Origin of the sequence: Corynebacterium sp. KPL2850, assembly GCF_040225855.1 — a bacterium.
Classification (GTDB): domain Bacteria; phylum Actinomycetota; class Actinomycetes; order Mycobacteriales; family Mycobacteriaceae; genus Corynebacterium.
Map to the genome: position 1 here is coordinate 12,556 of NZ_JBEHFV010000023.1, position 26,673 is coordinate 39,228.

A 26,673-nucleotide genomic window follows, 5' to 3' on the forward strand; every position below is an offset into this window, starting at 1 on the left:
TGGTGCCGCTGCAGCACTACTTCTTCAGCTTCTTGCGCAGCGGCTTAAACGCGGCCTTGATGTCCTTGAAAGATTCGTTGTAATCATCCAAGGCGGCGAGGCCGATGGAGCGTTCGCGCTGGTATAGCAGGCCGTAACCGAAGGTATCTTCTCCGCGGCGGTGCGCATTGTGGGCCAGTTCTAGCAATTTATCCCGCGAGGTGACCGAGTCTTGGAAATCCCCCAAGACCGATTGCATCTTTTTGCAGGCCTTGTACAGGCGCTTGGTCTTTAGCTTCGTTGCTGAACCGGCCGCCTCTGCTGCGTAACGCAGTTTCTTGGCAGCCTTGCGCATATCGTGGAAATAATCCTCGCGCTCGTGCAGCGAAAGCTCCGCGTTATCCCAGTTCTCCACGGCCTTCTTATGCCGCTTGACCAGCTTCTTATAGGCCTTTTCTAGATGGCGTGCCATTACGGCATCGACGTCCTCGGCCTCCGCTTCGCCAGCGCTAGACGGTTCTTCCGTCTTCTTTTCAGCGGCCGATTCTTCCTCTGCGGTATGCGCTTCCGCAGATTCTTCGGCTGAATTATCGGTTGCATCCTCGGACGCTTGCGCAGTCGCGTCCACGGCAGTGGAAACGTCATCACCGTCGGCATCTTCTGCGGATTGAGAGCCGGCCGTAGGGGGATCCGCCAAAAGGCGGTCGAGGGACTCGAGCAATTCGAGGTATTCCTCAGAATTTAGCGCGGCGATAACCCTGCGGTGCGCCCGCCGGTAGGCGGTACCCATATCGCGGGAGATGTGTTCGCGGGTGGCGGCATCCAAGGTATCGGAATCCTCGGACTCCAGGAGCTCTTGCCAGCGCTCTTCTACGACCTCTGCATCGCGGGCTACGCCCAAAATACCGGCCAGCTCTTTGAGGTCGGCTTCGATTTTTTCAATCTGCGGGCCGACGACGATGCCATGAAAAGTTTGTAGGTGGCTGCGCAGCTCGCGGGTAGCCACGCGCATTTGGTGCACCGAGTCCCACTCATCGCGGCGAACGCGCGGATCGTAATCAATCAGTTTGTCGCGGTTGGCCTGCAGCGCTGTAATCACCGCTGCTGCCGGAGAATCCTCATCAACATCCGGGGTTACGAGCGCGGGCGGTAGGGGAGCATTGTTGTAGGAATCTCCCAAAGCTGACTTCAACTTAGACGGGGACGAAGAAACGCGAGCCCCGGCGCCGATGAGAAGCGAGGTCGCGCGGCGGATGAACTGGCTTCCTTCTTCAGTGCCTGGAAGCTCACCGGCCAGCTCCACTTCCCATTCGCGCCAGGATTGCTGCTGCCCGCCGGGCAAGAAAGAAAAGGCGGTGACATGGTCATCGCAGAATTCCGCGACCGGATTATTGTGCTCGTCCGCAAGCAGCACCTCGGTGCGGTTATTATCCACCTGCGCAATGGGGCTTAACTCGTTGTGGCGAACGATGGAGCGCACCTGCTGTACCAACTCTTGGGGTACCTCGTATTTGCCGTCTACTGGGTCTCCTAATTCGGCATGGATCTCGGTCCGGCCACCCTCGCTGGGGATTTTGATGTGCCAGCCATCGTCATTGCCGCCGGTGCGGCGGCGCAAGGTGATTTTGGCGTGAGTTAGGCGCAAATCTTCCGTGTCGTAATAAATGGCGGATAGAGCGTGGTGGCGCGTTTCTGCAACATGGTCAACGGATTCGAGTCGAGTGAGTTCAGGCAGTTGAGTCGATTCTGCTACGGCGAATTTCGCTTCTACTTCCAGAAAAGTCTGTGTTGACATTCACATACCCTTAAGCTTTTACAACAATTAATTTCACCTGTGATCCTACCCGTGACGCGCAGCGACCGCCTGAAAAATTTCGCAGCGTTTGCTGTGCGCACGGGTACAAATGTGCCGCCGACACCATGAGGCTGAAAGCAGACAGGGGAGGCCACGGAGCAAGGGCTGCCGGTATTAAGAATCGATGCCAGTGGCAGGCCCACCCAAGTGAGACTTATCCGCAGCCGTGATGCCATCAGTGATGCCATGCAGACTATTCATGGATAGCGAGGATGTGGTTAGGTTGGGAAATAGGCGGTCTCGGGTTTCCTCGGCATGATCGGTGCGCGCTTGGAGCGCAGGTAGCGTCTGGGTGGCGATGAGCTCAGCGTGATGGCTGCAATAGGGAGACTCATCGAGTTTTTCTTCGATGCCGTCTTCATTGGCTAGCTCCAGCAGTTCCCCGATCCGGGCGGCATAGGAAAGCCGGAAGCTACGGCGATAGGCCGCGGTGGTCTGTGTCGCGCGTGCAAACTCGGCACCCTCGCTATTGCGCATGTACCAATCGCATTGGCGGTTTAGCGAGGAGAACAGATCGGAGCAGTGGGCGGCGTCTTCGGGCGCGCCGATGATGCAGGCAAGGCCCTTTTCGTGGATGAGGAGGGTGGTGCATCCATTGGCATTGGCGATGGTGCCTAACAATGTGACCTGGTGCTTGATATATGGCGGGTGAACGTGCACGCGGTGGGAAATGAGGCGGGGCTGGTCCACAGTTAAGAGATCCTCGATGCGGTATTTCTGCTGCAGCGACTGCGCCTTGGAAATGAGTATCTCTGCCTCTTCTGCAAAAGAGGTGGATTCTGCCTTCCGCAATAGACCCAAGACCTTGTGGCGTATTTTATCCTGCTTGTCGCTAGGGCCGTCGGTCTGGCTCAGCTCGCCGCCTGCTAGAAGTTCGGTATCGCGCAAACGCGGAAGATGCACCAGTTCTTTCATGATGGCGCGCATTTTATCGCGGGGAATGAAATTTTCTTGTGGGGCTTCTAATTGCAACCACGCTTTGCGCAGCGCGGGTGAGGTGATGCGGGCAGGTACGTGCGGGCTAGCGCGGTAGATGAGGGGATAGGAATAAGAGCCCAGGACGTGGCATAAATCGTCCGGGGACCACCCGTATTGGGCGGCGGTCACTACGGCATCGATAACGCTGGCAGAAAGTTCATCAACGTGGGAGGTCATTGTAATTTCTTCCTTTAGATAGCTTGTACAGGTGTTCGCTTGCCCCACTAGCAAAGCACGTGCGCGCAGCCGTACCTGCTCCTATAACCCCCGCTAGCTACCCCTTGAATACTCTGGCGACCTGCGAATCTGACCATGTGGAAATTGACTAATGAACTGCACACTGCTTAGCGGTGAGCCGGTAAGGTTTAGGGCATGAATAGCCAACACGAATTCGTCTTACGCACCGTTGAGGAACGCGATATCCGCTTTATCCGCTTGTGGTTTACGGATATCATGGGCGCCCTCAAATCCGTAGTGATGAGCCCCTCCGAACTCGAATCCGCCTTTGAGGAGGGGATTGGCTTTGATGGCTCGTCGGTAGAGGGATTTTCCCGCATCTCTGAATCGGACACCATTGCGCTGCCGGATCCCTCCACCTTTCAAATCCTGCCGTTTGATGACAATGAGCCGGACCTGCAAACGGCGCGCATGTTCTGCGATATTGCGCAGCCGGATGGCCAGCCTTCCGTGGTGGATCCGCGCCATATCCTACGGCGCCAAGTCACCGAGGCGGCCAACGATGGATTTACCTGCATGGCCTCGCCTGAAATTGAGTTCTACCTGCTGGAACACAGCCGGAAGCTAACAGATCTTGTCCCCACCGATAATGGCGGGTACTTCGATCAGGCGACGCACGATACCGCGCCGCTCTTTCGCCGCCGCGCCATGTTGGCGTTGGAATCGCTCGGCATCGCCACCGAATTTAGCCACCACGAAACCGCGCCGGGCCAGCAGGAAATCGATCTCCGCCACGCCGATGTGCTGACCATGGCGGATAATATTATGACCTTCCGGCGGGTTATCAAGCAGGTAGCTACGGATTCAAATGTGCGGGCTACGTTCATGCCCAAGCCCTTTGAGGATCTCCCGGGCTCCGGAATGCACACACACTTTAGCCTTTTTGAAGGCCAGTCCAATGCCTTCCACGATCCGGACGATGAATTTTCGCTCTCACACACCGCCAAGCAGTTCATCGCCGGAATTTTGGAGCACTCTACGGAGATGAGCCCCATTATCAACCAGTGGCCCAACTCCTATAAGAGGCTGATGTTTGGCAATGAGGCGCCGGGTTCGGCCACGTGGGGAGTGCAGAACCGTTCCGCCCTAGTGCGTGTGCCGACGTACCGCCTGACCAAGGAGGAATCGCGCCGGGTGGAAATCCGTTCCATCGATGCTTCCATGAACCCATACTTGGGCTATGCGGTCATCCTCGCAGCCGGGCTGCGCGGCATCCGAGAAGGCTACGAATTAGACGATCCCGCGGAAGACGATGTCCACCAGCTCACCCACCGGGAACGCCGCGCCATGGGGTATAAGGATCTCCCCTCCAGCATGGACCAGGCACTGCGCGAGTTCGAAAAGTCCGAATTTATGGCGGAGGTCTTGGGCGAGCACGTCTTCGAGTTCTTCTTGCGCGCCAAGTGGGAAGAATGGCGCGATTACCAGCGCCAAATTACTACAGTCGAGCTGCGCAACAACCTGAATTTCTAGGAGAATAATGCGTCCTGCCACGGTGCCGTCGCCGGCGTCGCTGGGCCTTAGCCGGTCCCATGCCGCACAAGACTTAGAACAACTGGGATGGAATAACCCGGAGTCCGTTGACCTTCTATGGACGCTGGCTGCGGTCGGTGATCCAGATTTGGCGCTTAATAACCTCGTGCGCATTTACGAGCAGGCCCCGGAGCTCGATGCGGAAATCCGCAGCAATGAGCAAGTGAGGGTGCGCCTTCTCGCGCTCTTGGGTGCGTCGACGGCGTTTGGGGATCACCTCGCTGCCCATCCAGAGTTGTGGGAAGAGCTGAAAAAGCCCCTGCCGGAGCCAGAAGAGATGCTCACCAGCCTGCTTGAAACGGTGGGGGCGCAGCCGGCAACGTTTGCCGCAGAGCTCGATGCTCCTGATCCAGCGAGGGAGGATCTCAGCGCACCGGGTACGTACCGCGCGAGCGAAGGCGAGCACAAAAAGGAGATGCGTACCCAGTACCGCACGCTGATGATGCGGCTTGCCGCGCACGATGTGGCGGGTACCTTCCACTCCCGCAAGGGGCAATCCCGCCCGCAGCCAGAGGTAAGTTTCCGACAGGTCACCACGCTGACGACTGCGCTTGCCGATGCCGCCCTTACCGCATCCCTTGCCGTTGCGGTGCGCAAGATTTACGGCGATGATCCGCTCGATGCGCAGCTTGCGGTCATGGCGATGGGTAAGTGCGGTGCCGGCGAGCTCAATTACATTTCCGATGTGGACGTTATCTTCGTCGGCAGCGAGGCAACGCCCAAGGCCACCCGGCTCGCCGCGGAGTTTAACCGGATTGGGTCGACGACATTTTTTGATGTCGATGCGAACCTGCGGCCGGAGGGTAAGTCTGGGGCGCTAGTGCGTACGTTGGATTCGCACGTGACCTACTACCGCCGGTGGGCAGAGACCTGGGAATTTCAAGCCTTGCTCAAGGCGCGGGCGATGACCGGCTACCTGCCGTTGGGGGAGGATTACCTGGAGCAAATCCGGCCGATGGTGTGGACGGCCTCGCAGCGCGATTCCTTCGTGGAAGACGTCCAAGCCATGCGTCGGCGAGTGCTCGATAATGTGCCGGATGAGCTCAAACATCGCGAGCTCAAGCTGGGCGTGGGCGGGCTGCGCGATATCGAATTTGCGGTGCAATTGCTGCAATTGGTGCACGGGCGCTCCGATGAATCTCTGCGCGCGCTTTCGACAGTGGATGCCCTCGACGCACTTATCTCCGCAGGCTACGTGGGCCGCGAAGATGGCACGCAGCTCATTGAGGCTTATGAATTTTTGCGCCTTTTAGAACACCGCCTGCAATTGGAGCGCTTCCGCCGCACACACACGCTGCCGGCAAATGATGATGAAGCGGGCATGAACTGGCTCGCGGTGATTTCGGGATTCTCGCCGCAGGGCACAAAGTCTGCGGTGCAGGGCATGTTAGCGCATTTGCGGCGCATTAGGATGCGCATTTCTGAGTTGCACTCGCGCCTGTTTTATCGCCCGTTGCTTAACTCCGTGGTGACCATGTCCGCCGATGAGCTAAAGCTTTCGCCGGAGGCGGCAAAGCTGCAGCTTGCGGCATTGGGTTATAGCTCGCCGGTGCGCGCCTTTGAGCACCTGACCTCGCTAGCCTCCGGTACGTCCCGCAAGGCACGCATTCAAGCCATCTTGCTGCCCACCTTGATGGAATGGCTGGCAGACACCGCGGATCCGGATATGGGGTTGCTCAATTACCGCAAGCTATCTGAGGCGGCCCGCGATAAGTCATGGTTCCTGCGGATTTTGCGGGATGAGGGGATCGTCGGCCAGCGCCTGATGCATATCCTAGGGACCTCGCCATTTACCGCGGACCTTATTATCAGCGCCCCGGATTCGGTAAAGCAGCTTTCCGATGGCGCGACCGGCCCCAAGTTGCTCGAAACTAAGCCGGAGCAGGTGTCCAAGGCGCTGGTTAATTCCAGCAAGCGCCATGCGCACCCGGATAAGGCGGTGGCGGTCGCGCGCTCGCTGCGCAGGGTGGAGCTGGCGCGCATCGCCAGCGGTGATCTTCTAGGGATTATCCCCGTTGAGCAGGTGTGCCAAGAACTGTCGACCATCTGGAACGCGGTCTTGGAAGCCGCCCTGCGCGCTGAGGTGCGGGCCTGGCGGATGGACCACGAGGATGCGGAACCGCCGGCGCGCATTGCGGTTATTGGGATGGGCCGGCTCGGTGGCCGTGAGCTTGGGTTCGGCTCCGATGCAGATGTCCTGTTCGTGGCAGAACCTGCCGCGGCAGACGATGAAGGCGAGGCCATTCGGTGGGCCATTGGGGTCGTCGATAAGCTGCGCCGCCGCCTTGCCAAGCCCTCTGGGGATCCGCCCTTGGACGTTGACTTGGGCCTGCGCCCAGAGGGACGTTCTGGCGCGGTGGTGCGCAGCATTGCCTCCTACAAGCGCTATTATCGCGAGTGGGGCGAGGCTTGGGAAATGCAGGCGCTGCTGCGCGCGGCCTTCATCGCTGGGGACGAGGAAGTGGGCCAGCGCTTTATGGAGATGATCGATGAATACCGCTACCCGGATAGCGGCGCGAGCCAGTCCACCATTCGCGCCATCCGGCGCATGAAGGCCCGCGTGGATAATGAGCGCCTGCCGCGGGGAGCCGATCGCACCACCCACACGAAGCTAGGGCGCGGGGCGCTGACCGATATTGAGTGGACGGTGCAGCTGCTGATTATGATGCACGGGCACGAACATCCCAAGCTGCGGCAGCCAGGGACCTTGCCGGTATTGGATGCGCTGGAAGAAAGCGGCATATTAAGCGCCGATCAAACCGGTGACCTGCGAGATGCGTGGTTGATGGCAACGGATGCCCGCAATGCGTTGGTGCTGGTGCGCGGCAAGCGCGTGGATCAATTGCCTGGGCCCGGACCACAACTGGCACAGGTGGCCGGTGCGGCCGGCTGGACGCCGGAGAATAACCAGGATTTCTTAGATACGTACCTGAAATTGACCCGGCACGCGCGCAAGGTGGTCGATGAAGTCTTTTGGGGAGAGGAGGAATCCTTCGAGCATTCTTAAAGTTGCCGCATAACTTGGTCTATGCAGCGCTAATTCCCTTAACTTTTAAAGTATCGGACTCTAAAGTAGGAACAAGTTAGAGAAAGGATCTTTGGTTATGTCATTTCAGCTGCAGCTCGATGTGGACTCCGCTACGGTTGGAGAATTGGCCGCGTTGCTTTCTGCCGCTCGCGCGGCTGGGGTCCGTGATGATGACGTCCTAGAATTAGATGGCACCACCTTGACCATCGCGGTCTCGGCCCCGCAGACGGGCGCGTCCCGCGCCGGGCAGAACGTCGGTGCGCCGCAGCGCGCAGACGACTTCGAACGCGAGGGCAGTGCGGACTCCCGCTCCCGCGGGCGCGGCGACCGCATTGGGGAGGCCACGATCCGCTCGCTTATCGATATCTTGAATGAACGCGGCACTGGCAATTCCTCGCGCGGTAATGGATACGGATTCTTCGGGGGAAGTTCGGATTACCATGGCTAAATCACCGGGGGCCCACCGCAGAAAGCTTATCTACCTCTGGGGCTGTATCGCCGTGGCGGCCATAATCGCCGTCGTCGTTGGCACGTGGGCAACCAACCGCCATCACCCGCCTAAAGGGACGATGACCGTGGGCGATGCCGTAGCCGGGGGCGTGGTGCAGGAAGAAGCGCCCGCCCAGGTTAATGGTGCAGTGGGAGGCGATGCGTCTTCAGAGGCCAATCGCGTGATGTCGCTGGCGAAGGCGTTGGGTATTCCGTTGGAATCGGTGCCGCGCGATATTACCCAGAATAAATCCGGAAAGTCTGATGTCCGGCAGTATCTAGAGCGCGAGTTAAAGAGCGCCGTGGCCTCTGGTGAGCTGGATGAAGACGATGAAAAGGCCATCATCGGTGCCTTTGAAAAGGGGATTGTCATCCCAGCCAGCGATGGCATCGTGGCTGAAAGCGCCCCGGCGAATTAGACCAGTGCCGTGGCCCCGGATTGCCTGCGAATGGTCCCCGCGAAGTTTCAGGAAACCGGCAGACTGACGGCATGGCCTTAACAGCTCGTCTCCCTAGAGTTATCCCATAACGAAACGGTAACGAATAAAGGTGTGCGTTACCGAGGGAATGGAGGAGACGATGACAATCAAGAATAAGTTATCTACAACCTTGGCGGTGGCCGCAGCCATAGTATTTCCTATTAGCGGGGGATTGGCGATAGCCTTTGCGGTAAATGCGGTGCCAGCAGAGACCATTGCCCAAGCAGCAACCGGGGATCCTTTAATCCTGCACCTCAAGTCCGTACTCGAGGTAACAGCAGCACTAGCGAAGAGATAGCGTGAAGACGCCATCAGCGCACAATCGCTGCTGCTAAAGTGCCAGGCATGTTGGTTGATGCCATTCGCCTGAAGTCCCTGCCGCGAGATTATCGCCGCAGCCTGCCTGCTTTCGATTACCTGGCAGATTTAAGGAGATTTTCCTTTACCCGCCCGGTGACGATTTTCGTCGGCGATAACGGCATAGGAAAATCCAGCCTCTTGGCCGCGATGGCAACGGATCTTGGGTGCTCTCCCAAGGGCGGCCGGATGGGAGATCCGGAAGCAATCTTGCCAGTAAGCCCAGTGGCCTGCGAGTGCACGGAGCTTATCCAGCGCGCCTATTTCCTGAGGGCGGAAACCCACGAATACCTGCTATCGCGCGAGCAATCCCCTGAGGAAACCGGCGGGCGTTCCACCCTGCCTACCCAGGTGGATGTGCAGGCCCGCTCGCACGGCGAGTCCGTCTTCGATGTGCTCTATGAACGAGTTGATGGCGCTGGGGTCTATATTCTGGATGAACCAGAATCGGGTTTATCCGTCGTCCGGCAATTGGCATTGATAGCGGAAATCGCCCAAGTCGTTGACCGCGGCGCGCAGGTATTTATCGCCACGCATTCACCCATCCTGCTGGGCTGCCCCAATGCCGATATCGTGGAATTAAATGACACCGGCTTCCAGCGCATTTCCTTTGATGAGGCCGAAGCCGTGGCCGCCACTAGGGAGTTCCTCGAAGACCCTGAGGGGACCATTAACTTTATCTTGGACCCAGACGCAGAAGATGCGGAGGCGGAGGATGCAGGGGCAGCCGACACCACGGTGGACGAGGCCGAAAGACCCGAATAGACCGCTAGGTTACTTCCACGATCCTCACTGATGGACCCGCGTAGCCGCCGCGTCGGCGCAGGATGTGGGTGATGACGACACCAGCCATGCCGCACAGCCATACGGCTAGGACGGCAAGTGAAGCGGAGGTGAAATCGGGCATGGAGTAATTGGGGGCATCGGCAGAGTGGTCCAAGACCATGCCAAATAACTGCGCGCCCAACATGCCGGAGGTAAACCCGCCCATATTGCCCAAGCCGGTTGCGGTAGCGACGACAGAGCGGTCCATGTTCTCGCGGATGATGTCGAAGCCATAATTCGACGTCGGCGTGCACAGCGCCAGGATAAAGGAGACCACGGTGATGGCAGCGAGGCCCCCGCCGGTGCCGAAGGCGAAGAATAGCACCCAGGTCAACACATGCAGGCTCACGAACCCGAGCGCGACCCACGGGCGGATATTCTGCGCGCGGGAAGAAATCCGGCCGTGCAAGGGCCCGACCAGAACCAAAAACACGGCCAAGAGGGTCAGTACGAGGCTGGCTTTGCCCTTGGACAACTCCATGCCTTGAGTCATCATGGGCATGCCCCACAGCATGACAAAGACAATCAGCGGCAACATACCGCTGTAGTGGATAAAGTATGCCTGCCAAGCAATAGGCGAGGTAAAGACCGCCTTCAGGCGCGCACCAATGCTGCTGCCTTGGGAATTGGGCGGTTCCTTCTCCAGCGGAATAACCCCGAGCTTTTCTGGGGAGTCAGCGACCGCGACGGCGGCGGCAATCGCGACGAGGATGCCCACTGCGCCCAAGGTCACGAACGCCGCGGTCCATCCGGCCGTTCCTAGTAACCAGAGGAACGGGACGGCGGAAATAAATTGCCCCATTTGGCCAATGGAGGAGGTCACCTGGGTAAACATTGGCGTGCGATGCAGCGGGAACCAGTAGGGCAAGATGCGCATCACCGACAGGAAGCCCGTGGCATCACCGGCGCCGATGAGCACGCGCGCGATGATGGCTACCCCGTAATTGCTGGTAAAACCTAGCATGACCTGGCCCACGCCCATAATGACCGCACCCACCACGAGCAGGATGCGGGGGCCAAATTTATCGATGAGCATGCCGGTTGGGATCTGCGCGATGGCATAAACACCCAATTGCACGGAGGTAAATACCGCGATGCGCCCGGCATCGACGCCGAAGCGCTCGATGGCATCGAGGCCGGCTACGCCGAAGGAAGACCGCCCGGTAATGGCTACGAGATAGACCGCCATGGCCGCCACCCAAATCATTAACGCCTGGGTTGTGATAACTTCTCTCGGATTTGGCTGCGACATGGCTGATACCTTACGCGTTAACTACTAGGATTCATCTTGTGAAGTATATTTCGACCCGTGATACCACCGGCCAGCCCGCATCCTTTACGGATATCCTCTTAGGAGGGCTAGCGCCCGATGGTGGCCTATACCTGCCTGAAACCTACCCGCAACTGGACTCCGCCACGCTGGATACGTGGCGCACAGTGGTCAAAACTGACGGCTATGCTGCCCTTGCGGCCGAGGTCATCAAGCTGTTTATCGATGATATTCCAGACGAGGATCTGGATAAAATCGCAGCCCGGGCATATACCAGCCCGAAGTTTGCCTCCCCGGAGATCGTTCCGGTCACTGAGCTTGGCGATGCCCTCTTTATCGGCCACCTGTCCGAGGGCCCCACCGCTGCATTTAAAGATATGGCCATGCAGCTTTTGGGCGAGCTTTTTGAATACGAGCTCGCCCGCCGCGGGGAGACGCTGAACATTTTGGGCGCTACCTCTGGCGATACTGGCTCTTCTGCCGAATACGCCATGCGCGGTCGCGACGGCATCCGCGTTTTTATGCTGACCCCGGCCGGGCGCATGACCGCCTTCCAGCAGGCGCAAATGTTCGGCTTGGATGATCCGAATATTTTCAATATCGCCCTCGATGGTGTCTTTGATGATTGCCAGGACGTGGTAAAGGCCGTCTCCAGCGATGCGGAATTTAAGGCCAACTACCGCATCGGCGCGGTCAACTCCATTAACTGGGCGCGCCTGCTAGCCCAGGTGGTTTACTATATTTCCTGCTGGATCAAGGTCACCGATACTAACGAGCAGAAGGTATCCTTTAGCGTTCCTACCGGTAACTTCGGCGATATCTGCGCCGGTCACATCGCGCGCAGCATGGGCCTTCCCATCGATCGCCTCATCGTGGCGACGAATGAGAATGACGTATTGGATGAGTTCTTCCGCACCGGCAACTACCGCCCGCGTCCGGCCGCGGAAACCATGGCCACCTCGTCGCCGTCTATGGATATTTCCCGCGCCTCCAACTTCGAGCGCTTCGCCTTCGATCTTTTAGGACGCGATGCCGCCCGCGTTGCAGATCTCTTTGGTACCAAGGTCAAAGAAGGCGGGTTTAACCTTGAAGAAGAGCTCATCACGGCCGCGCGCGAAGATTATGGTTTCTTGTCCGGTTCCTCTACCCACGATGACCGCCTTGCCACCATCAAGGACGTACACGAGCGCTATGGCTACCTGGCGGATCCACACACGGCCGATGGCATCAAAGTGGCGCGTGCGGCCCAAAAAGAGGGCGTGACGACGCCTATCGTCTGCTTGGAGACGGCACTGCCGGTAAAGTTCAGCGAAACCATCACCGAGGCCATCGGGAGCGCGCCGCAGCCACCGGAGCGGTTTGCTGACATCTTGAACGCGGAGCGCCACGTGGCGGATCTGCCCAACGATGCCGCAGCGGTCAAGGACTTTATTACCTCGAGCATCAAGAACACGGAGGTGTAGCAAACACATGGCATTAGAAAACTTCGCAGGGCCGGAGCACTATACCGAATTCGATCCGGAAAAATTCATCCGCGACTTAAAAGCACAAGCAGAGGCGGATAAGGAAGAACAGGACAAGGACTCTGCAGGTGACGCGGGTACGGATAGCCAGTAGCCTGCTGGCAGCAGCAGGGCTGTTTATGGTGGCATCGTGTAGCACCGATGCCACCCAGCAGCAGGATGGGGTGGTTGCGCAATCCACCGACACGCCACCGCCGGCGCCGCCGAACGAGTTTTATGAGCCCGCGGTGGTGCCGGTGCCCCCAGGCGCCGCGCTGAACTTAACCACGAGCGACCCACAGCCGGGCGAGTACTTTAACTTCCAGTCCTGCACGGCGGCGTGGTCCTTCGCGCTTGCCGATGGCCGCACCATCGCCGTGACGGCCTCCCATTGCGGCAAACCTGGCGATAAGGTCTGGGCCGGAACCCAAGAGGGCGATTTTGTATACCCAGCCGATCCGGTAGGCGAGGTGATCTATTCGGATTTCTTTGCCGAGGAGACTAATCACTTGGACGTTGCCTTCATCGAGCTGTACCGCGACGCGGACTACTACACCCCAGGCGAGGTAGCCACCACCGTAGCGACGCAGCTGGACAAGCTGCCGGATGCGGTATGCAAGCTGGGCAGTTCCACCATCGTGACCTGTGGGAACGTGAAAAACGCGGTGGATTCCACGCAACTGAATTATCAGGGGCTAGAACACGATTCCAACGCCGCCCTGGCAGAGATGTGCAGCGCGGTCGGGGATTCCGGCGGGCCCGTTTACGGCGATGTGGATGGCCGGCAGACCATCGTGGGGCTGGTCTCTGGAATCACCGAGCCCTTGGATGAGGGACACAGCTGCGAAGATACGGAACAGAACATCGACGTGGCCTTTACCACCGCACCGGATATCCAAGAACTGGCGCTAAAGGTCCTCGGCCCCGTGGCATAAGACCAGCCAAGATTGGCTACGCTAGGTGGTATGCCAACGCCTGATTATATTGTGAAGCTGCGTGAATCCATCGGCCACGATCAGCTCTTCGTCCCCGCGTGCAGCTCCATCATTCTCCGCGATGTACCAACCGGTGCGGCCCTGTGGGAGGTGCCGTCCGTACTTCTGGTCAAGCGCGCGGATAATGCCGTGTGGACCCCTGTGGAAGGCATTTGTGAGCCTGGCGAGGAGATTACGACCACCGCCTTGCGCGAGGTCAAGGAAGAGGTAGGCCTCGATGCCAAGGTGGAAGCGCTCCTTGGCGTTGGCCAGTCCGGCCCAGTGACCTATCCCAATGGCGATGAATGCATGTTCATGGGCACCGCGCTGCGCCTATCTGTCGCCGACGGCGCCGAGCCCGTCATTAGCGATGAAGAAAACACCGAAGCGCAGTGGTTTTCGGTGGCCCACCTCCCGGATAGCGTGTCGCGCCGCCATCGCCTGATGGTCGCGGATGCCGTGGCGCACCTCAAGCACCCGCAGGGGTTTTCTCCCCGCATGGGCTGGATGAAGCGCAGCGAGCAGCCCGGGCTCTAGCGCGTTTCCTCCGCGCCGATGAGTAGTTGCTTGAGCTCATCCGCGCTCTTCGCTACGACCAGCTCCTGAGCGATGCACTCCTGAGCATCCGCCGCGTCTATATCGGATCCGCAGCAGATGACCGTGGCATCGATAGTCATCAGCAGCTTTCCCCGCCGCGCGAGCTCAAAAAATAGCTCGCAATTTTCTGGACCCCATTCCCAGGCAGTGCCATAGAAATCCTGGGCGCCCTCGCCAAGCCAGGAGGTTTCAAGCGCTAGGCCTGCTCGGTATAAAAAGATTCCGTCGCGCCGCAAGCCGGCGAGCACCTCCCGCACCCCGTCAAGGTCCGCGGCATCCCAGGCGATGAAGGTAATAGGCGAAGGGCTCATGGCTCGATGATAGACGAGGGAAGACACCTCCTAGTGAGTCAGTTCTTTGCGCGTGCGGCCCTCCCAGATCCAGCCTAAGAAACGCGCTGAGCACAGGCACCAGTGCGCGATAAGGAGCAGGGGAATGCTCAGCGCGATAACGTCAAGCCATTCTGAACCATTGACCAATGCCGTTTGGTGCCCGCCCATGCTCACGGTGCCAGGCGGGAAGGTGCACGCCCACCACGCAGGGGAGTAGGGAACCCAGCGGGCTGCTTGCGGATAAAAAGTCACCATCGCATAAAGCGAAAGCGGGATGGCAATAGCAAGGGCAATAAGACCGTAGTACACGGAGATACTGCCGGGGTACAGGATCTGCATTGCGGTGGTGGATTGCCCTACCACGCCTAGCGGCACCCACGCGGTAGCGGATTTTCCACCACTAAAATCCACCGTGCCGTGCCAGGCCGCCCAGTAGACGTAGGCAAATACCGGGACTGCTGTCAGCAAGGACATGGCGAAGAGTGCTGTGCCCATGATGTGGTAAATCTGCCCGTAATCGCGGGCCAGCCACCCGGCTACCGATGCTGAAATCATCGGTCCTACCAAGGGGAGACCCCAGGTAAAACGCGGCTCTCCATCGAAGCGGGTGAGCTGAATGCCCCACGTGATAACGGTGACGGGGCCGCCGATCCAAAAACCGACGAGGCGAAATACCCCGTTATCCGTTAACCCGGATAGTGCCGCACCAAGCGCGAGGACGCCGATGAAAAACATGGACCATTCCGCCATGGTGGTCCGCTCAAATCGCGGACTGCGGTAGCGGGCGTAACCGGCAGTCAGCACGACGAAGATGGCGCATGCGAGTGCCGCAAATACACCTGCGGCAACGAGCATGTCTTCTTCAACCAACATGCGCGAGACGATGGAGGTGCCCATGAGGCTGCCGGCCCAGGCAGGACCAGGAGGGGGAAGTTGGCGGAATTTATCAGTCACTACCTAGATTCTAATTTCATCTAGAGCTTCTTACTTAGACTGAGCCGCTTTTAATTTGGTGAAAACCCTCATGCGTGCGCTGGAGAGCGTCCATCCTCAAAGTGGGCAGCGATTATGGCGAAGCTCTCGGATATACCTAGCAGTGCCACCGCAAGCAAAAGAAAGCAGCCACCTAAGCATTGGTTAGGTGGCTGCTTTGTAGAAAATGCAAGCTGAGAACTTGCAGTGACGGCTTAGCAGTCGAAGTAGAGCTCGAACTCCTGCGGGGTGGGACGCAGGCGCGCGGGGTTGATCTCGTTTTCGTACTTGTAGTTGATGTAGGTCTCGAGGAGATCCTCGGTAAAGACATCGCCCTCGGTCAGGAAGTCCATGTCTTCCTTCAGCGCCTCCAGGGAAGCCTCCAGGGAGGTTGGTGCCTGCGGGATGGACTCAGCCTCTGCTGGCGGCAGCTCGTAGAGGTCCTTATCCACCGGGGCGTGCGGCTCAATGCGGTTCTTCACACCATCCACACCGGCCATCATCATGGCGGCAAAGGCCAGGTATGGGTTGCTGGATGGGTCCGGGGCGCGGAACTCGATGCGCTTAGCCTTCGGGTTGGAACCGGTAATCGGGATGCGGATCGCAGCCGAACGGTTGCGCTGGGAGTACACCAGGTTGATCGGCGCCTCGAAGCCAGGAACCAGGCGGTGGTAGGAGTTCAGCGTTGGGTTGGTAAAGGCGAGCACGGCGCCGGCGTGGTGGAGGATGCCGCCGATGAAGTAGCGGGCGATATCGGAAAGCCCGGCGTAGCCAGCCTCATCGTGGAAGAGGGGCTCGCCGTCCTTCCACAAGGACATGTGGGCGTGCATGCCAGAACCATTATCGCCAGCCAGCGGCTTAGGCATGAAGGTCGCGGTCTTGCCCCACTCCTGGGCGGTGCGCTTGACCACGTACTTGAAGGTCTGGATGTCATCGCCGGCGTGCAGCAGCGAGTTGAAGCGATAGTTGATCTCGTTTTGGGCCGCGCCCACCTCATGGTGGAAACGCTCGATCTGGAAGCCGACCTCTTGCAGGTTGGCCACGATGTCATCGCGGACCTCGCTGTGCTTATCGTACGGCGGGGTGGGAAAGTAGCCGCCCTTTACGCGGGTCTTGTAACCGGTATTGGGGGTGCCGTCCAAGTTGGTCTCGTTATCGCGGTTCCACCAGCCTTCGTTCGAGTCCACCTCATAGAAACCGTGTTGCATATCGGTGCCATAGCGCACGGAATCGAAGAGGTAGAACTCGGCCTCGGCGCCAAAGTTACAGGTATCGGCGATGCCCGTGGACTGCAAGTATTCCTCGGCCTTGCGGGCAATATTGCGCGAGTCACGGGTAAAAGGCTCAAAGGTAAAGGGATCGTGGACGAAGAACTTGATATTCAGGGTCTTCGCCGAACGGAAGGGATCGATATGCGCGGTGGCCGGATCCGGCAGCAGCGTCATATCGGATTCTTCGATGGTGGTAAAACCACGAATCGAAGAACCATCAAAGGCCAAGCCATTTTCGGCATCTTCTTCAGTAAATTCGCTGGCAGGGATGGAAAAGTGGTGCTCGGTGCCGGGGACGTCCGTAAAGCGGACATCCACGAACTTTACGTCCTCATCCTGAATAAATTGGACGATGTCCTGCACTGTCTCGAAAGACAAGATTGCCTCCTGTTTGTTGGCCGATGAATTATCTGCCTATAGCCTACTAGTTTTATCCACCCGGCATGGCCATTGGCCTCGTTTCACTTCTGGGTGAGGGGCAACTAAATTGGTGAGCATGGCAGACAAGCGCACGTGGCTCGATGGGCCCAATATTCCGGGCGAATATGACGATGCAGGAACCCCCGGCCGGTGGCCAGGTGAAAACTTGGGCTTGCCGGAATCTGGGCCTGGGTCCATGGCGTCGGTAGGCCGCCGCGCAGGCGCCGTAGCCATTGACTGGATCATTTGCATGCTGCTGGCCAATCTCATCCACATGTTCACCACGCAGCTCGGAGGCGTATCCTTTTTAGGCTACGCGCTCTGGGCGTTAATGGGCATCGTGTGCGGCTGGCTATTCGCACGCACCCCGGGCATGCTCATCCTCGGCATGGGCGTGGCCCGCCTAGATGTGCCTGGCGCGCAGGTGGGCCTGTGGCGCGCGGCAGTGCGCACGTTGCTTACCGGCGTCATCTTTCCCGCCGCCATGGTGGACGCGGACGGCCGCGGCATGCACGACCGCGCAACTGGCACCATCGTTATTAACTCTTAGCGGCGCGCGGGGATAAGTCCCGCGCACCGTAAAATTACGAAAACCACGACAGTCCCTGCAACCTTTCCCAATCGGGTGGTTGCAGGGACTGTTTCTGCTTAAGAGCAAGGCGAGAGCCGAAAGCCTAGCCGGGGTGAGTGGCTAAAGCAGTATTTAGCCCTTGCCTTTGCGCTGTTGCGCGCGGCGCATGCGGCGGTTCATACCGGACATGTTCTGCGCCTGTTGCGGCATTGGGCCCTTAGGCATGCCGGGCATTGTTCCCGGCATGGAGTCCATGGCCTCAATGCGGCGGATATTTTCGTAGGTAGCGTTCTTATTGTAGTTGCGCGGCAGCTTCATGAGGTGGTTGCGCAGCTTGGAAACCGGCACCTCGTCCTCGCCGGTGCCGACGTAGACCTCATAGACCGGCACGCCGCCGGCAATCTTGTCCACGCGTTTCTTTAGCTGGTTAAGGGAGGGGCGAAGGCGGTTCTTATTGCCCTCGCACACGAAGATGACGCCCGCATTACCGATGACCCTGTGGATAAGGTCCTGCTGGCGGGTAGCGGCGATGCCAGATTTTACGGACCATACGATGCCGACGGTATTGCGCAGCTGCTGCTCCAAGGCCCAACCGGCGGCGCCGGGTTGGTCTTCGACGCGCTTGTACATATCGCGTTCTAGGCGGCGGGTAAAAAGGAACATCGCCAAAAGCGCGCCCAAGCCCAGGCCGATAATCAGCATGAACCATTGACCGTTAAAGAGCGTACCAATGAGGAAGAACAAAAGGCCGACGCCGAGGAAGGCGGCCAGCATGATAGGGATGAGCGCCTTATCCTGCTTGCGTTGCAAATTGAAGGCCTGCCACAACTGTGACCAGGTTTGCTTACGCTTTTGGCGCTTGGCCGCGCGTTCTTGCTTCTTGGCAGCTTTCATGGCTGCTTTGTCATCTTTCGCCATAGTTCCTACTTTAAGGGTCAGGTGACAAAAATGTTAAACGGCCCCCGCAGATGGCGAGGGCCGAGTAAGAATATTCCGGGATTTTAGCGCACGGTTGCCGCGACCGAATTAGCATTGGCCGGAGTCTTGGCCATGCGGGTGGTTACCGGGGTTTCTTCCGAAGGACCGTACTTATCCAGCAAGGTGGATGCCTCTTGAGCGGTAGCGCCCTGGGAGGTCTCCTTAAGGTGCTTGAGGTTCTCCGGCAGCTCCAGGCCGCGCTTTTCCATGGCCTGCACGTACAGGCGGCCGGCGCGGTAGGAAGAGCGAACCAGCGGGCCGGACATGACGCCGCCGAAGCCCAGTTCCTTAGCCAGCTTGGAGTGAGCCACGAATTCCTCCGGGCGCACCCAGCGCTCGATGGGGTGGAAGCGCGGGCCGGGGCGCAGGTACTGGGTGATGGTGATGATGTCGCAGCCAGCCTCGCGCAGGTCGCGCAATGCTTCCTCGACCTCGTCCTCGGTCTCGCCCATGCCCAAAATCAGGTTGGACTTGGTAATAAGGCCGTAGTCGTGGGCCTGGCGGATAACATCGAGGGAGCGCTCGTAGCGGAAGGCCGGGCGGATGCGCTTGAAGATGCGCGGCACGGTCTCCAGGTTGTGGGCGAAGACCTCGGGCTGCGCCTCGAAGACCTCTTCGAGCAGGTCCGGCTTGCCAGAGAAATCTGGGGTGAGGTTCTCTACGCCGGTGTGCGGGTTGAGCTCGTGGATCTTGCGCACGATCTCCGCATACAGCCATGCGCCCTCATCCGGGAGGTCATCGCGGGTCACACCGGTAATGGTGGTGTAGTTGAGGTCCATTTCCTGGATGTTTTCGGCCACGCGGCGCGGCTCGTCGCGGTCGAGCGGCTCCGGCTTGCCGGTAGCGATATCGCAGAAGTCGCAACGGCGCGTGCACTTATCGCCGCCGATGAGGAAGGTTGCCTCGCGGGATTCCCAGCATTCGTGGATATTCGGACACCCGGCTTCTTGGCAGACGGTGTGCAGGGAAGCGCCGGCCACGCGGGATTTCATGTCCTCGTAGCCCGGTCCGGTGCGAACCTGGTTGCGGATCCACCGCGGCTTTTGTTCGATGGGCGACTCCGCATTTTTCTTCTCAATGCGGAGCATCTTGCGTCCTTCAGGCTTTACAGTCACAAATACTCACTTTATCGATCAAAGATGGTGATGGCTAATAGCTCTTCTTGGTATAAGGCGCGCGGGCGCACAACTATTCCACGCTAGCCCCAAACTAGGGCCATGGGGGCTTAAGCCTGCGCTTGCCGACGCCGCTTTCGCGCCTTCTCATTCGCAAGCTTTGTGGGATCGGGTGCGGAACCGAAACTGTGATCGGCAACGATGAGGCGGCCCGAGAGGGCATCATCAAGCGCCTGCAAGAGTGGCTGTGCGGCCTCTTCCATCGTGACCTCGCGGCCGAGTTCCAGCGAGAGCGTGGTGATATCTGCATCATCGATGCCACAGGCCACGATGTGATCGTAATACTCCAGCGTATTGCTGCAGTTGAGTGCCAAGCCGTGCATGGTAACCCCGCGGGTGATGCGGATTCCCAGCGCGGCGATCTTGCGATCGCGCTGCGAGGCTGAAGGATCTTTTGCCTGGGTGGTAGAAGGCACCCACACCCCGGAGCGGCCGTCGATGCGACCTGCGGTCGTCACGCCCAACTCCCGTACGGCCTGGATGGTGGCCTCCTCGAGGCGGCGGACATAATCGACGACATCGACAGGCTCTGCCAGCTTGATGATGGGGTAGAGCACCAACTGCCCTTCGCCGTGCCAGGTAATGCGCCCACCGCGGTCCACGGTGATGACCGGCAGATCGTTATCCGGCATGTCCTCAGGCTGCGTGCGCTTGCCCGCGGTGTAGATATTGGGGTGTTCGACTACTAAGACCACATCGTCCTGCGTGCCCTGCGCGCGCGCAGCCGCCACTTCCGCCTGATAATCCCACGCCTCTTGGTAATCCATGCGGCCCAAATGGCGTATTTCAAGGGGGTTGTCCGAGGCGCGAATGGAGCGTTCAGCGGGAAAGAAAGGATCGCGTGGTGCAGTCATAATCTCTAGTGTCGTCTTCTTTGGTAGGGAAAAGCAAAGCGAGGAAAAGTAAAGCGGGAGAATGCCATAGCATCCTCCCGCCAATTTTATGCTCGAGGGGGTCTCGAATTAGACGCCTTTAGTCGAGGCCGTTCGCGGAGGCGTATTCCTCTGCCTCCATGAGCTCGCCTGCTTCATCCACCTCGACTTCGATGAGCCAGCCTTCGCCGAAGGGGTCGTTGTTGATGACGGCGTAGTCATCGTGTACGGCATCGTTGACGGCCTTCACGGTGCCGGTGACCGGGGAAAACAGGTCGGATACGGACTTGGTGGATTCGACCTCGCCACAAGAATCACCGGCGGTGACGGTATCGCCTACCTCTGGCAGTTCTGCAAAGACGACCTCGCCCAGGCGGTCTGCGGCAACGGAGGTGATGCCGATGCGAACGGTCTTGCCTTCTACGGCGTCCTTGGCGGCGTTAATCCATTCGTGGTCTTCGGAGTAGGAAAAGTCTTGGGGCAGGTTAGACATGGTATGTAGTCCTTTCGGGCTGAGATTTTAGGGTGTGTGGGTGGCTTACTTGTCGCGCTTGTAGAACGGCAACGCGGTTACCTCAAAAGGATAACGTTTGCCGCGGATTTCTACCTCCACCGCGGTGCCCGGTTCGAGCTCCGCGCTGGTATCAAGCAGCGCAATGGCCACTGGGTGGCCAAGCGTGGGGGAGGGCTGACCCGAGGTGACGGTGCCGACCTTGGTGTCATTGAGGTAGACCTCGGCGCCGGCACGCGCCGCGCGGCGCTGATCCGAGGTGAGCCCGGAGATAACGACCTGTGGGCCTTCCTCGGCACGCTTGCGGATGACGTCTGCGCCCACGAAGTCAGCTTCTTTCTTGGCAAAGGCGCGCGACATGCCCGCCTCTACCGGGGTGATATCGCGGGAGAGCTCGTTGCCGTAGAGCGGCATGCCAGCCTCCAAGCGCAGGGAATCGCGCGCGGCTAGGCCGCACGGCTTGATGTCATATTCCGCGCCCGCCTTGAGCAATTCTTCCCACAACTGCGGGGCATCGGAGTTGTAGACGATGAGCTCGAAGCCATCCTCGCCGGTATAACCGGTGCGTGCGATGATGGCGAAGGTGCGTGCCACCTTGCCCATCGTGGCGGCGTAGTAGCCCAGTTCGTAGACGGCTTCTTGCTTATTGTCCTCTACCAGCGGGACGAGGATTTCGGCGGCCTTGGGGCCCTGCACGGCGATCATGGCAACGTCGCGGGACTCGTTCTTGAGCTCTACGTCGAAGCCCTCGGAGCGCTTATTGAGCTCATCCCAGACGGTATCGGCATTGCCGGCGTTGGGCACGACGAGGAACTTGTCATCCTCGAAGCGATAGGAAATCAGGTCATCGATGATGCCGCCGTCTTCAGCGGTGATCATGGAGTACTTGGCCTTGCCCACCTTCAGCGAATCTAGGTTAGAGATGAAGGAGTAGGACAAGAACTTGCCGGCGTCGGGTCCATTGACCCAGATTTCACCCATGTGGGAGAGATCAAACAGGCCTGCGCTGTTGCGAACGGCGCGGTGTTCTTCCAGCTCGCTGTTGTACTTCAGCGGCATATTCCACGGCCCAAAGGCCGTGAAGGTAGCGCCGAGTTCCTCGTGCTTGGCATTGAGCGGGGAGGTTAGAAGTTCGGTCATTGTTACTCCTCGGAATCGTCGATCTCGAATGCTTCTGGCGGCGGGCAGCTGCACACCAGGTTGCGGTCGCCGTAGGCCTCATCGAGGCGGCGAACCGGTGGGAAATACTTGTAGCTATGCAATAGGGATTTGACCGGCCACGCGGCCTTGTCGCGGCCGAAGGAGTACTCCCAGTTATCGGTAGCCACCGACTCAGCCGTAAACGGTGCGTGGTGGATAACGGAGTCCTCGTAGGCCACCTCACCGTCGATGATCTCCTGGATTTCGGCGCGGATGGTGCGCATGGCTTCGATGAAGCGATCCAGCTCGCCCTTGTCCTCAGACTCGGTGGGCTCAATCATCAAGGTGCCGGCCACAGGGAAGGCCAGGGTGGGGGCGTGGAAGCCGAAGTCAATGAGGCGCTTGGCCACATCGGCGGCGGTGACCCCGGAGGCATCGGTAAGCTCGCGCAAATCGATGATGCACTCGTGTGCCACCAAGCCCTCGTTGCCGGTGTAGAGGACGGGGAAGTATTCGTTGAGCGAGGCCGCCAGGTAGTTAGCGCCCAATACTGCGTGGCCGGATGCGGCGGCGAGGCCCTCGGCACCGGTCATGGCCAGGTAAGCCCAGGAAATGGGCAGGACGCCGGCGGAGCCGTACTTGCTGCCGGTAATGGGAACGCCCTGGCCAACAGGGGTTTCCGCGGTGGCATCAAGCTCAGGGGATGCGGCATCGCTGGGTAGGAAAGGGATGAGGTGTTCTGCCACAGCCACCGGGCCAACGCCCGGGCCGCCGCCACCGTGCGGAATGGTGAAGGTCTTGTGCAGGTTGAGGTGGGAGACATCGCCGCCGAAATCGCCTGGGCGTGCCCAGCCGGTCAGCGCGTTCATGTTGGCGCCATCGATGTAGACTTGGCCGCCGACCGCGTGCACCTTATCGCACACATCGCGCACCTCGGGGTCGAAGACGCCGTGGGTGGAGGGGTAGGTAACCATGATGCCGGCGATGTGGTTGCCGTGCTTTTCGATCTTTTCTTCCAAGTCCGCGACGTCAATGGAGCCGTCCTCGGCGGTCTTGACCACGGCGACGCGCAGGTTAGCCAGGGTGGCAGAAGCGGCGTTGGTGCCGTGCGCGGAGGCCGGGATGAGCACGACATCGCGCTCATTATCGCCATTGGCCACGTGGTAGCGGCGAATGGCCAGTAGACCCGCCAACTCGCCCTGGGAGCCGGCATTCGGCTGGATGGAGACCTTGGCATAGCCGGTAAGCTCGGCGAGCCAGCCTTCGATCTCTTCCACCAACGCGCGCCAGCCCGCCGTGGTTTCTTCTGGGGCATACGGGTGGATGCCCGCGAATTCTGGCCAGGAGATGGGCTCCATGGCCGCGGTGGGGTTGAGCTTCATGGTGCACGAGCCCAGCGGAATCATGGAGCGGTCCAGCGCCAAGTCCTTGTCCGCGAGCTTGCGCAGGTAGCGCAGCATCTGGGTCTCAGAATGGATGGAGTGGAAAATCTCGTGCTCTAGCGGTTCCTCGGCACGCTGCAGGTTCTCCGGCAGGTCAAAGTTTGCTTCAGCCGGGGTGGCGCCGAAGGCCTCTGCCAAGTGTGCGACATCGCGCTGCGTAGCGGATTCACCGAAGGATACGGATACCTTGTCGGTTCCGATTGCGCGCACCAAGTAGCCCGCATCCTGCAGATCGGCCTTGATCTTCTGGGCGTCAACACCGCAGACGGTGACGGTATCGAAGAAGTGCTGCGATGTAATCTCCAAACCAGCATCCACGATGGACTGGGCGAAGGAGGAGGACAAGCTGTGCACGCGCTCGGCGATGTCCTTGAGTCCCTTCGGCCCATGGTAGACGGCATACATCGAGGCCACATTGGCCAAAAGTGCCTGGGCAGTACAAATATTGGAGGTCGCGCGCTCGCGGCGGATGTGCTGCTCGCGGGTTTGTAGCGCCAAGCGGTAGGCCGGGCGGCCATCTGCATCCTTGGAGACACCGACGATGCGGCCCGGCATCTGGCGCTTGAGCTTATCCGTTACCGCCATGTAGGCAGCGTGCGGGCCACCGAAGAAGAGGGGTACACCAAAGCGCTGGGACGAGCCCAAAACGATATCGGCGCCCAAGTTTCCGGGGCCTTCTAGGAGCAGCAGGGACAGCGGGTCAGTGACTACGGAGGCCAGCGCGCCGCGGGTGTGCAGCTCTTCAATCACAGCAGAAGGATCGAAAATCTCGCCTTCGGTGCCGGTGTAAGCGATGACGGCACCGATGAGGTCTTCGCCCACCAAGCCCTCGCGCAGGTCGACGATCTCTACCTCGAGGTCAATCGCGCGGGCGCGTTCAGCGGCAACGGTGAGCACCTGTGGGTGGAGGCGGGAGTCCAGCACGACGCGGCGGCCCTTCTTCACCGCGCGAGACATCAAACCGACCGCCTCTGCGGTAGCGGAAGTCTCATCCAACAAGGAAGCGTTCGCGATGGGCAGACCTGTCAGAGACTCGATCATGGTCTGAAAGTTGAGCAAGGCTTCCAAGCGGCCCTGGGAAATTTCAGGCTGGTAGGGGGTGTACGCGGTATACCAGCCGGCATCCTCAAGTAGGCCGCGGCGGATGACGGCGGGGGTCAGGGTGTCCGAATAGCCCTGGCCATAGAAGGGCTTCAGCACAGTGTTTTGATTGGCGAACTCCCGCAAAGCGGCCTGTGCCCCGTCTTCAGAAAGTGCTTCTGGCAGGTGGGGAAGTTCCGTAGCGCGGATCTTGGGCGGGATGGCGGCATCGACAAGCGCCTGCACGCTGTCGTAGCCCACCGTGCCGAGCATGGCGGCCTGCTCGGAAGAATCCGGCCCTAGGTGGCGGGAGATGAAATCCATCTGTGAGGTCTCCTTCATCGGGTGCAATGGTCTTAACCGCCCCTAAGTATATGTTTAATAACCGGTAAAAACAGCGCCCTTGAGAAACTTTTATGCAGTAACTCTCCGATGAAAATATGTTGTAGCCTGCTTACCTCCCAATTAGTGAAATATGTCTTGTAGTGCCGGGATAAAATTCGTCTGATATCTGTGGCGGAGGTTCACGCGCTACACCCCCGCGCGGTACCCCAGGCATGACAAAACCTCCCGCCCCTTCGAGTAGAAGGAACGGGAGGTATGCCAGTTAGCTAACTGCTTTTAGATATCGAGGTCAGCCTCGAAGTCTGCAGTCTCCAGGCGGTCCTTGATGGTGGTGATGAAGCGGCCTGCATCCGCACCATCGATGACCTGGTGGTCATAGGTGAAGGGCAGGAAGCACATTTGGCGGATGGCGATGGCATCCTGGCCATTCTCGTTGACCACCACAGCGCGCTTCTGGATAGCCGCGGTACCCAGGATTCCGGCCTGTGGCGGAACCAGGATCGGGGTATCGAGCAGGGCGCCCTCGGAACCGATATTGGTCACGGTGAAGGTGGCACCGGTCAGGTCATTTGGCTTCAGCTTGTTATTGCGGGCCTTATCAGCCAGCTCTGCAATTTGCTGCGCGATTTCCGGCAAGGACAGGTTCTGTGCCTTGTGGATGACCGGGGTGAGCAGACCCTTCGGGGTGTCTACGGCGATGGCGACGTTGACATCCTCGTGGTAGGTCATCTCCTTGGTTTCTGGGTCATAGGAGGCGTTCACGTTCGGGTGGGAGACCAAAGCCTCCGTGGTGGCCTTCACGATGAACGGCAGGAAGGACAGGTTGGCGCCATACTTATCAATGAACGCCTGCTTGCTCTTCTTGCGCATGTCCCAAATAGGAGTCATATCGACTTCCTGTACGTGGGTAAGCTGTGCGGAAATCTGCAGCGCTTCCACCATCTTGGTAGCGGTGATTTCGCGGATGCGGTTGACCTTCTTGGTGGTACCGATAAGCTCCTGCTTTTCCGGATCCACGGACTTGGTGGACCAGCGTGCGCGTGGGGAGTCAGCAGTCTTCTTATCTTCGCCTGCCGATGCCTTCGCATCGCCCTCACCAGCAGCTGCAAGGACGTCCTGCTTGCGGATGCGTCCGCCCACACCGGTGCCTTCAATGGAGCTGAGGTCTACGCCGTGCTTATCAGCCAGCTTGCGCACCAACGGGGTCACGTATGGAACGTTATCGCCGTTGTTGACCTTGGTGGAGGTGTTCAGGGAAGAATCCTGCTTCGGCTCTTCCTTCTTCTCCTCCTTGGCAGGCTGGGCCTTGTCTTCCTTCTTCTCGTCAGACTTAGGCTCTTCCTTCTTTTCCTCGGACTTGTCGTCGTCGGAGTCGGAGTCGTCAGAGTCGTCGGAGGATGGTGCGGCGTTTTCGTCGCCGACGCGGGCGATGGCTTCGCCGACCTCGATGGTGTCGTCTTC

Annotated in this window: 24 protein-coding genes; 11 read left to right on the forward strand and 13 right to left on the reverse strand. The window is 59.3% G+C overall.

Features of this window, described 5'->3' with window-relative positions; all coding sequences use genetic code 11:
• Positions 1-16 precede the first annotated feature (16 nt).
• Positions 17-1,774 (reverse strand): CYTH and CHAD domain-containing protein, encoded by a 1,758-nt coding sequence (locus ABRP93_RS08490; RefSeq protein ID WP_349887651.1) that lies wholly within the window; start codon positions 1,772-1,774, stop codon positions 17-19.
• A 174-nt stretch (positions 1,775-1,948) separates the two neighbouring features.
• On the reverse strand, positions 1,949-2,989 hold the full coding sequence (locus ABRP93_RS08495; RefSeq protein ID WP_349864383.1) for a DUF2786 domain-containing protein: 1,041 nt from the start codon (positions 2,987-2,989) through the stop codon (positions 1,949-1,951).
• A gap of 195 nt (positions 2,990-3,184) precedes the next feature.
• On the opposite strand from ABRP93_RS08495, the gene ABRP93_RS08500 reads away from it, so the two are divergent.
• The 6 genes from ABRP93_RS08500 (at position 3,185) to ABRP93_RS08525 (ending at position 9,700) form a co-directional block, all read left to right on the forward strand.
• Positions 3,185-4,522 (forward strand): glutamine synthetase family protein, encoded by a 1,338-nt coding sequence (locus ABRP93_RS08500; protein WP_349887652.1) that lies wholly within the window; start codon positions 3,185-3,187, stop codon positions 4,520-4,522.
• Between the two features lie 7 nt (positions 4,523-4,529).
• Entirely contained in the window at positions 4,530-7,589 is a 3,060-nt protein-coding gene (locus ABRP93_RS08505) for a bifunctional [glutamine synthetase] adenylyltransferase/[glutamine synthetase]-adenylyl-L-tyrosine phosphorylase (RefSeq protein ID WP_349887654.1), read from the forward strand.
• 97 nt (positions 7,590-7,686) lie between these two features.
• Complete coding sequence (locus ABRP93_RS08510) at positions 7,687-8,058, forward strand: Cgl2226 family protein (protein WP_023023192.1); 372 nt, start codon at positions 7,687-7,689, stop codon at positions 8,056-8,058.
• Positions 8,051-8,518 (forward strand): hypothetical protein, encoded by a 468-nt coding sequence (locus tag ABRP93_RS08515; protein ID WP_034659092.1) that lies wholly within the window; start codon positions 8,051-8,053, stop codon positions 8,516-8,518. Before ABRP93_RS08510 ends, ABRP93_RS08515 begins: the two co-directional genes overlap by 8 nt.
• Positions 8,519-8,678: 160 nt before the next feature.
• Positions 8,679-8,876, forward strand: coding sequence for a hypothetical protein (locus ABRP93_RS08520; RefSeq protein ID WP_349887655.1), 198 nt, complete (start codon positions 8,679-8,681; stop codon positions 8,874-8,876).
• A 47-nt stretch (positions 8,877-8,923) separates the two neighbouring features.
• Positions 8,924-9,700 (forward strand): AAA family ATPase, encoded by a 777-nt coding sequence (locus tag ABRP93_RS08525; protein ID WP_349887656.1) that lies wholly within the window; start codon positions 8,924-8,926, stop codon positions 9,698-9,700.
• A gap of 4 nt (positions 9,701-9,704) precedes the next feature.
• Here ABRP93_RS08525 and ABRP93_RS08530 read toward each other — a convergent pair whose 3' ends face one another.
• The gene (locus tag ABRP93_RS08530; protein ID WP_349887657.1) at positions 9,705-11,012 is read right to left on the reverse strand and encodes an MFS transporter; all 1,308 of its coding nucleotides are present in this window, start codon (positions 11,010-11,012) and stop codon (positions 9,705-9,707) included.
• A 38-nt stretch (positions 11,013-11,050) separates the two neighbouring features.
• Here ABRP93_RS08530 and thrC point away from each other — a divergent pair, with 38 nt between their 5' ends.
• From thrC to ABRP93_RS08550, 4 genes are read left to right on the forward strand one after another with little or no spacing between them, the layout of a single operon-like run.
• Entirely contained in the window at positions 11,051-12,493 is a 1,443-nt protein-coding gene (gene thrC / locus ABRP93_RS08535) for a threonine synthase (protein WP_349887658.1), read from the forward strand.
• Between the two features lie 7 nt (positions 12,494-12,500).
• Entirely contained in the window at positions 12,501-12,647 is a 147-nt protein-coding gene (locus tag ABRP93_RS08540; protein WP_005278279.1) for a hypothetical protein, read from the forward strand.
• On the forward strand, positions 12,622-13,467 hold the full coding sequence (locus ABRP93_RS08545; protein ID WP_349887659.1) for a trypsin-like serine protease: 846 nt from the start codon (positions 12,622-12,624) through the stop codon (positions 13,465-13,467). The genes ABRP93_RS08540 and ABRP93_RS08545 overlap by 26 nt, the downstream gene beginning before the upstream one ends.
• Positions 13,468-13,497: 30 nt before the next feature.
• Positions 13,498-14,043 carry an NUDIX hydrolase gene (locus tag ABRP93_RS08550; protein WP_349853618.1) on the forward strand — a complete coding sequence of 182 codons (546 nt, stop codon included), beginning with the start codon at positions 13,498-13,500 and terminating at the stop codon, positions 14,041-14,043.
• Here the strand turns inward: ABRP93_RS08550 and ABRP93_RS08555 are convergent.
• From ABRP93_RS08555 to glnA, 3 genes are all read right to left on the reverse strand, one after another.
• Positions 14,040-14,414 (reverse strand): hypothetical protein, encoded by a 375-nt coding sequence (locus tag ABRP93_RS08555; RefSeq protein ID WP_349853619.1) that lies wholly within the window; start codon positions 14,412-14,414, stop codon positions 14,040-14,042. The genes ABRP93_RS08550 and ABRP93_RS08555 overlap by 4 nt on opposite strands.
• A 30-nt stretch (positions 14,415-14,444) precedes the next feature.
• A complete protein-coding gene (locus tag ABRP93_RS08560) occupies positions 14,445-15,389 on the reverse strand; it encodes a TDT family transporter (RefSeq protein WP_349853621.1) in 945 nt (314 codons plus the stop codon).
• A gap of 233 nt (positions 15,390-15,622) precedes the next feature.
• Positions 15,623-17,056 carry a type I glutamate--ammonia ligase gene (glnA, locus tag ABRP93_RS08565; protein WP_349887661.1) on the reverse strand — a complete coding sequence of 478 codons (1,434 nt, stop codon included), beginning with the start codon at positions 17,054-17,056 and terminating at the stop codon, positions 15,623-15,625.
• Between the two features lie 118 nt (positions 17,057-17,174).
• Here glnA and ABRP93_RS08570 point away from each other — a divergent pair, with 118 nt between their 5' ends.
• The gene (locus tag ABRP93_RS08570; RefSeq protein WP_023023164.1) at positions 17,175-17,648 is read left to right on the forward strand and encodes an RDD family protein; all 474 of its coding nucleotides are present in this window, start codon (positions 17,175-17,177) and stop codon (positions 17,646-17,648) included.
• Between the two features lie 153 nt (positions 17,649-17,801).
• Here the strand turns inward: ABRP93_RS08570 and ABRP93_RS08575 are convergent, their stop codons facing one another.
• The 7 genes from ABRP93_RS08575 to sucB all read right to left on the reverse strand — a co-directional run.
• Entirely contained in the window at positions 17,802-18,587 is a 786-nt protein-coding gene (locus tag ABRP93_RS08575; protein ID WP_023023162.1) for a DUF4191 domain-containing protein, read from the reverse strand.
• 83 nt (positions 18,588-18,670) lie between these two features.
• The gene (gene lipA, locus ABRP93_RS08580) at positions 18,671-19,735 is read right to left on the reverse strand and encodes a lipoyl synthase (RefSeq protein ID WP_023023160.1); all 1,065 of its coding nucleotides are present in this window, start codon (positions 19,733-19,735) and stop codon (positions 18,671-18,673) included.
• Between the two features lie 137 nt (positions 19,736-19,872).
• The gene (gene lipB, locus ABRP93_RS08585; protein WP_023023157.1) at positions 19,873-20,676 is read right to left on the reverse strand and encodes a lipoyl(octanoyl) transferase LipB; all 804 of its coding nucleotides are present in this window, start codon (positions 20,674-20,676) and stop codon (positions 19,873-19,875) included.
• Between the two features lie 118 nt (positions 20,677-20,794).
• Positions 20,795-21,187, reverse strand: coding sequence for a glycine cleavage system protein GcvH (gene gcvH, locus ABRP93_RS08590; protein ID WP_023023155.1), 393 nt, complete (start codon positions 21,185-21,187; stop codon positions 20,795-20,797).
• A 45-nt stretch (positions 21,188-21,232) separates the two neighbouring features.
• A complete protein-coding gene (gene gcvT / locus ABRP93_RS08595; RefSeq protein ID WP_023023153.1) occupies positions 21,233-22,345 on the reverse strand; it encodes a glycine cleavage system aminomethyltransferase GcvT in 1,113 nt (370 codons plus the stop codon).
• Positions 22,346-22,347: 2 nt separating this feature from the next.
• Positions 22,348-25,191, reverse strand: coding sequence for an aminomethyl-transferring glycine dehydrogenase (gene gcvP, locus ABRP93_RS08600; protein ID WP_349887664.1), 2,844 nt, complete (start codon positions 25,189-25,191; stop codon positions 22,348-22,350).
• Between the two features lie 297 nt (positions 25,192-25,488).
• Positions 25,489-26,673, reverse strand: a 1,185-nt coding sequence (gene sucB, locus ABRP93_RS08605; protein ID WP_349887663.1) for a 2-oxoglutarate dehydrogenase, E2 component, dihydrolipoamide succinyltransferase, incomplete at its 5' end; no start/stop codon positions are given.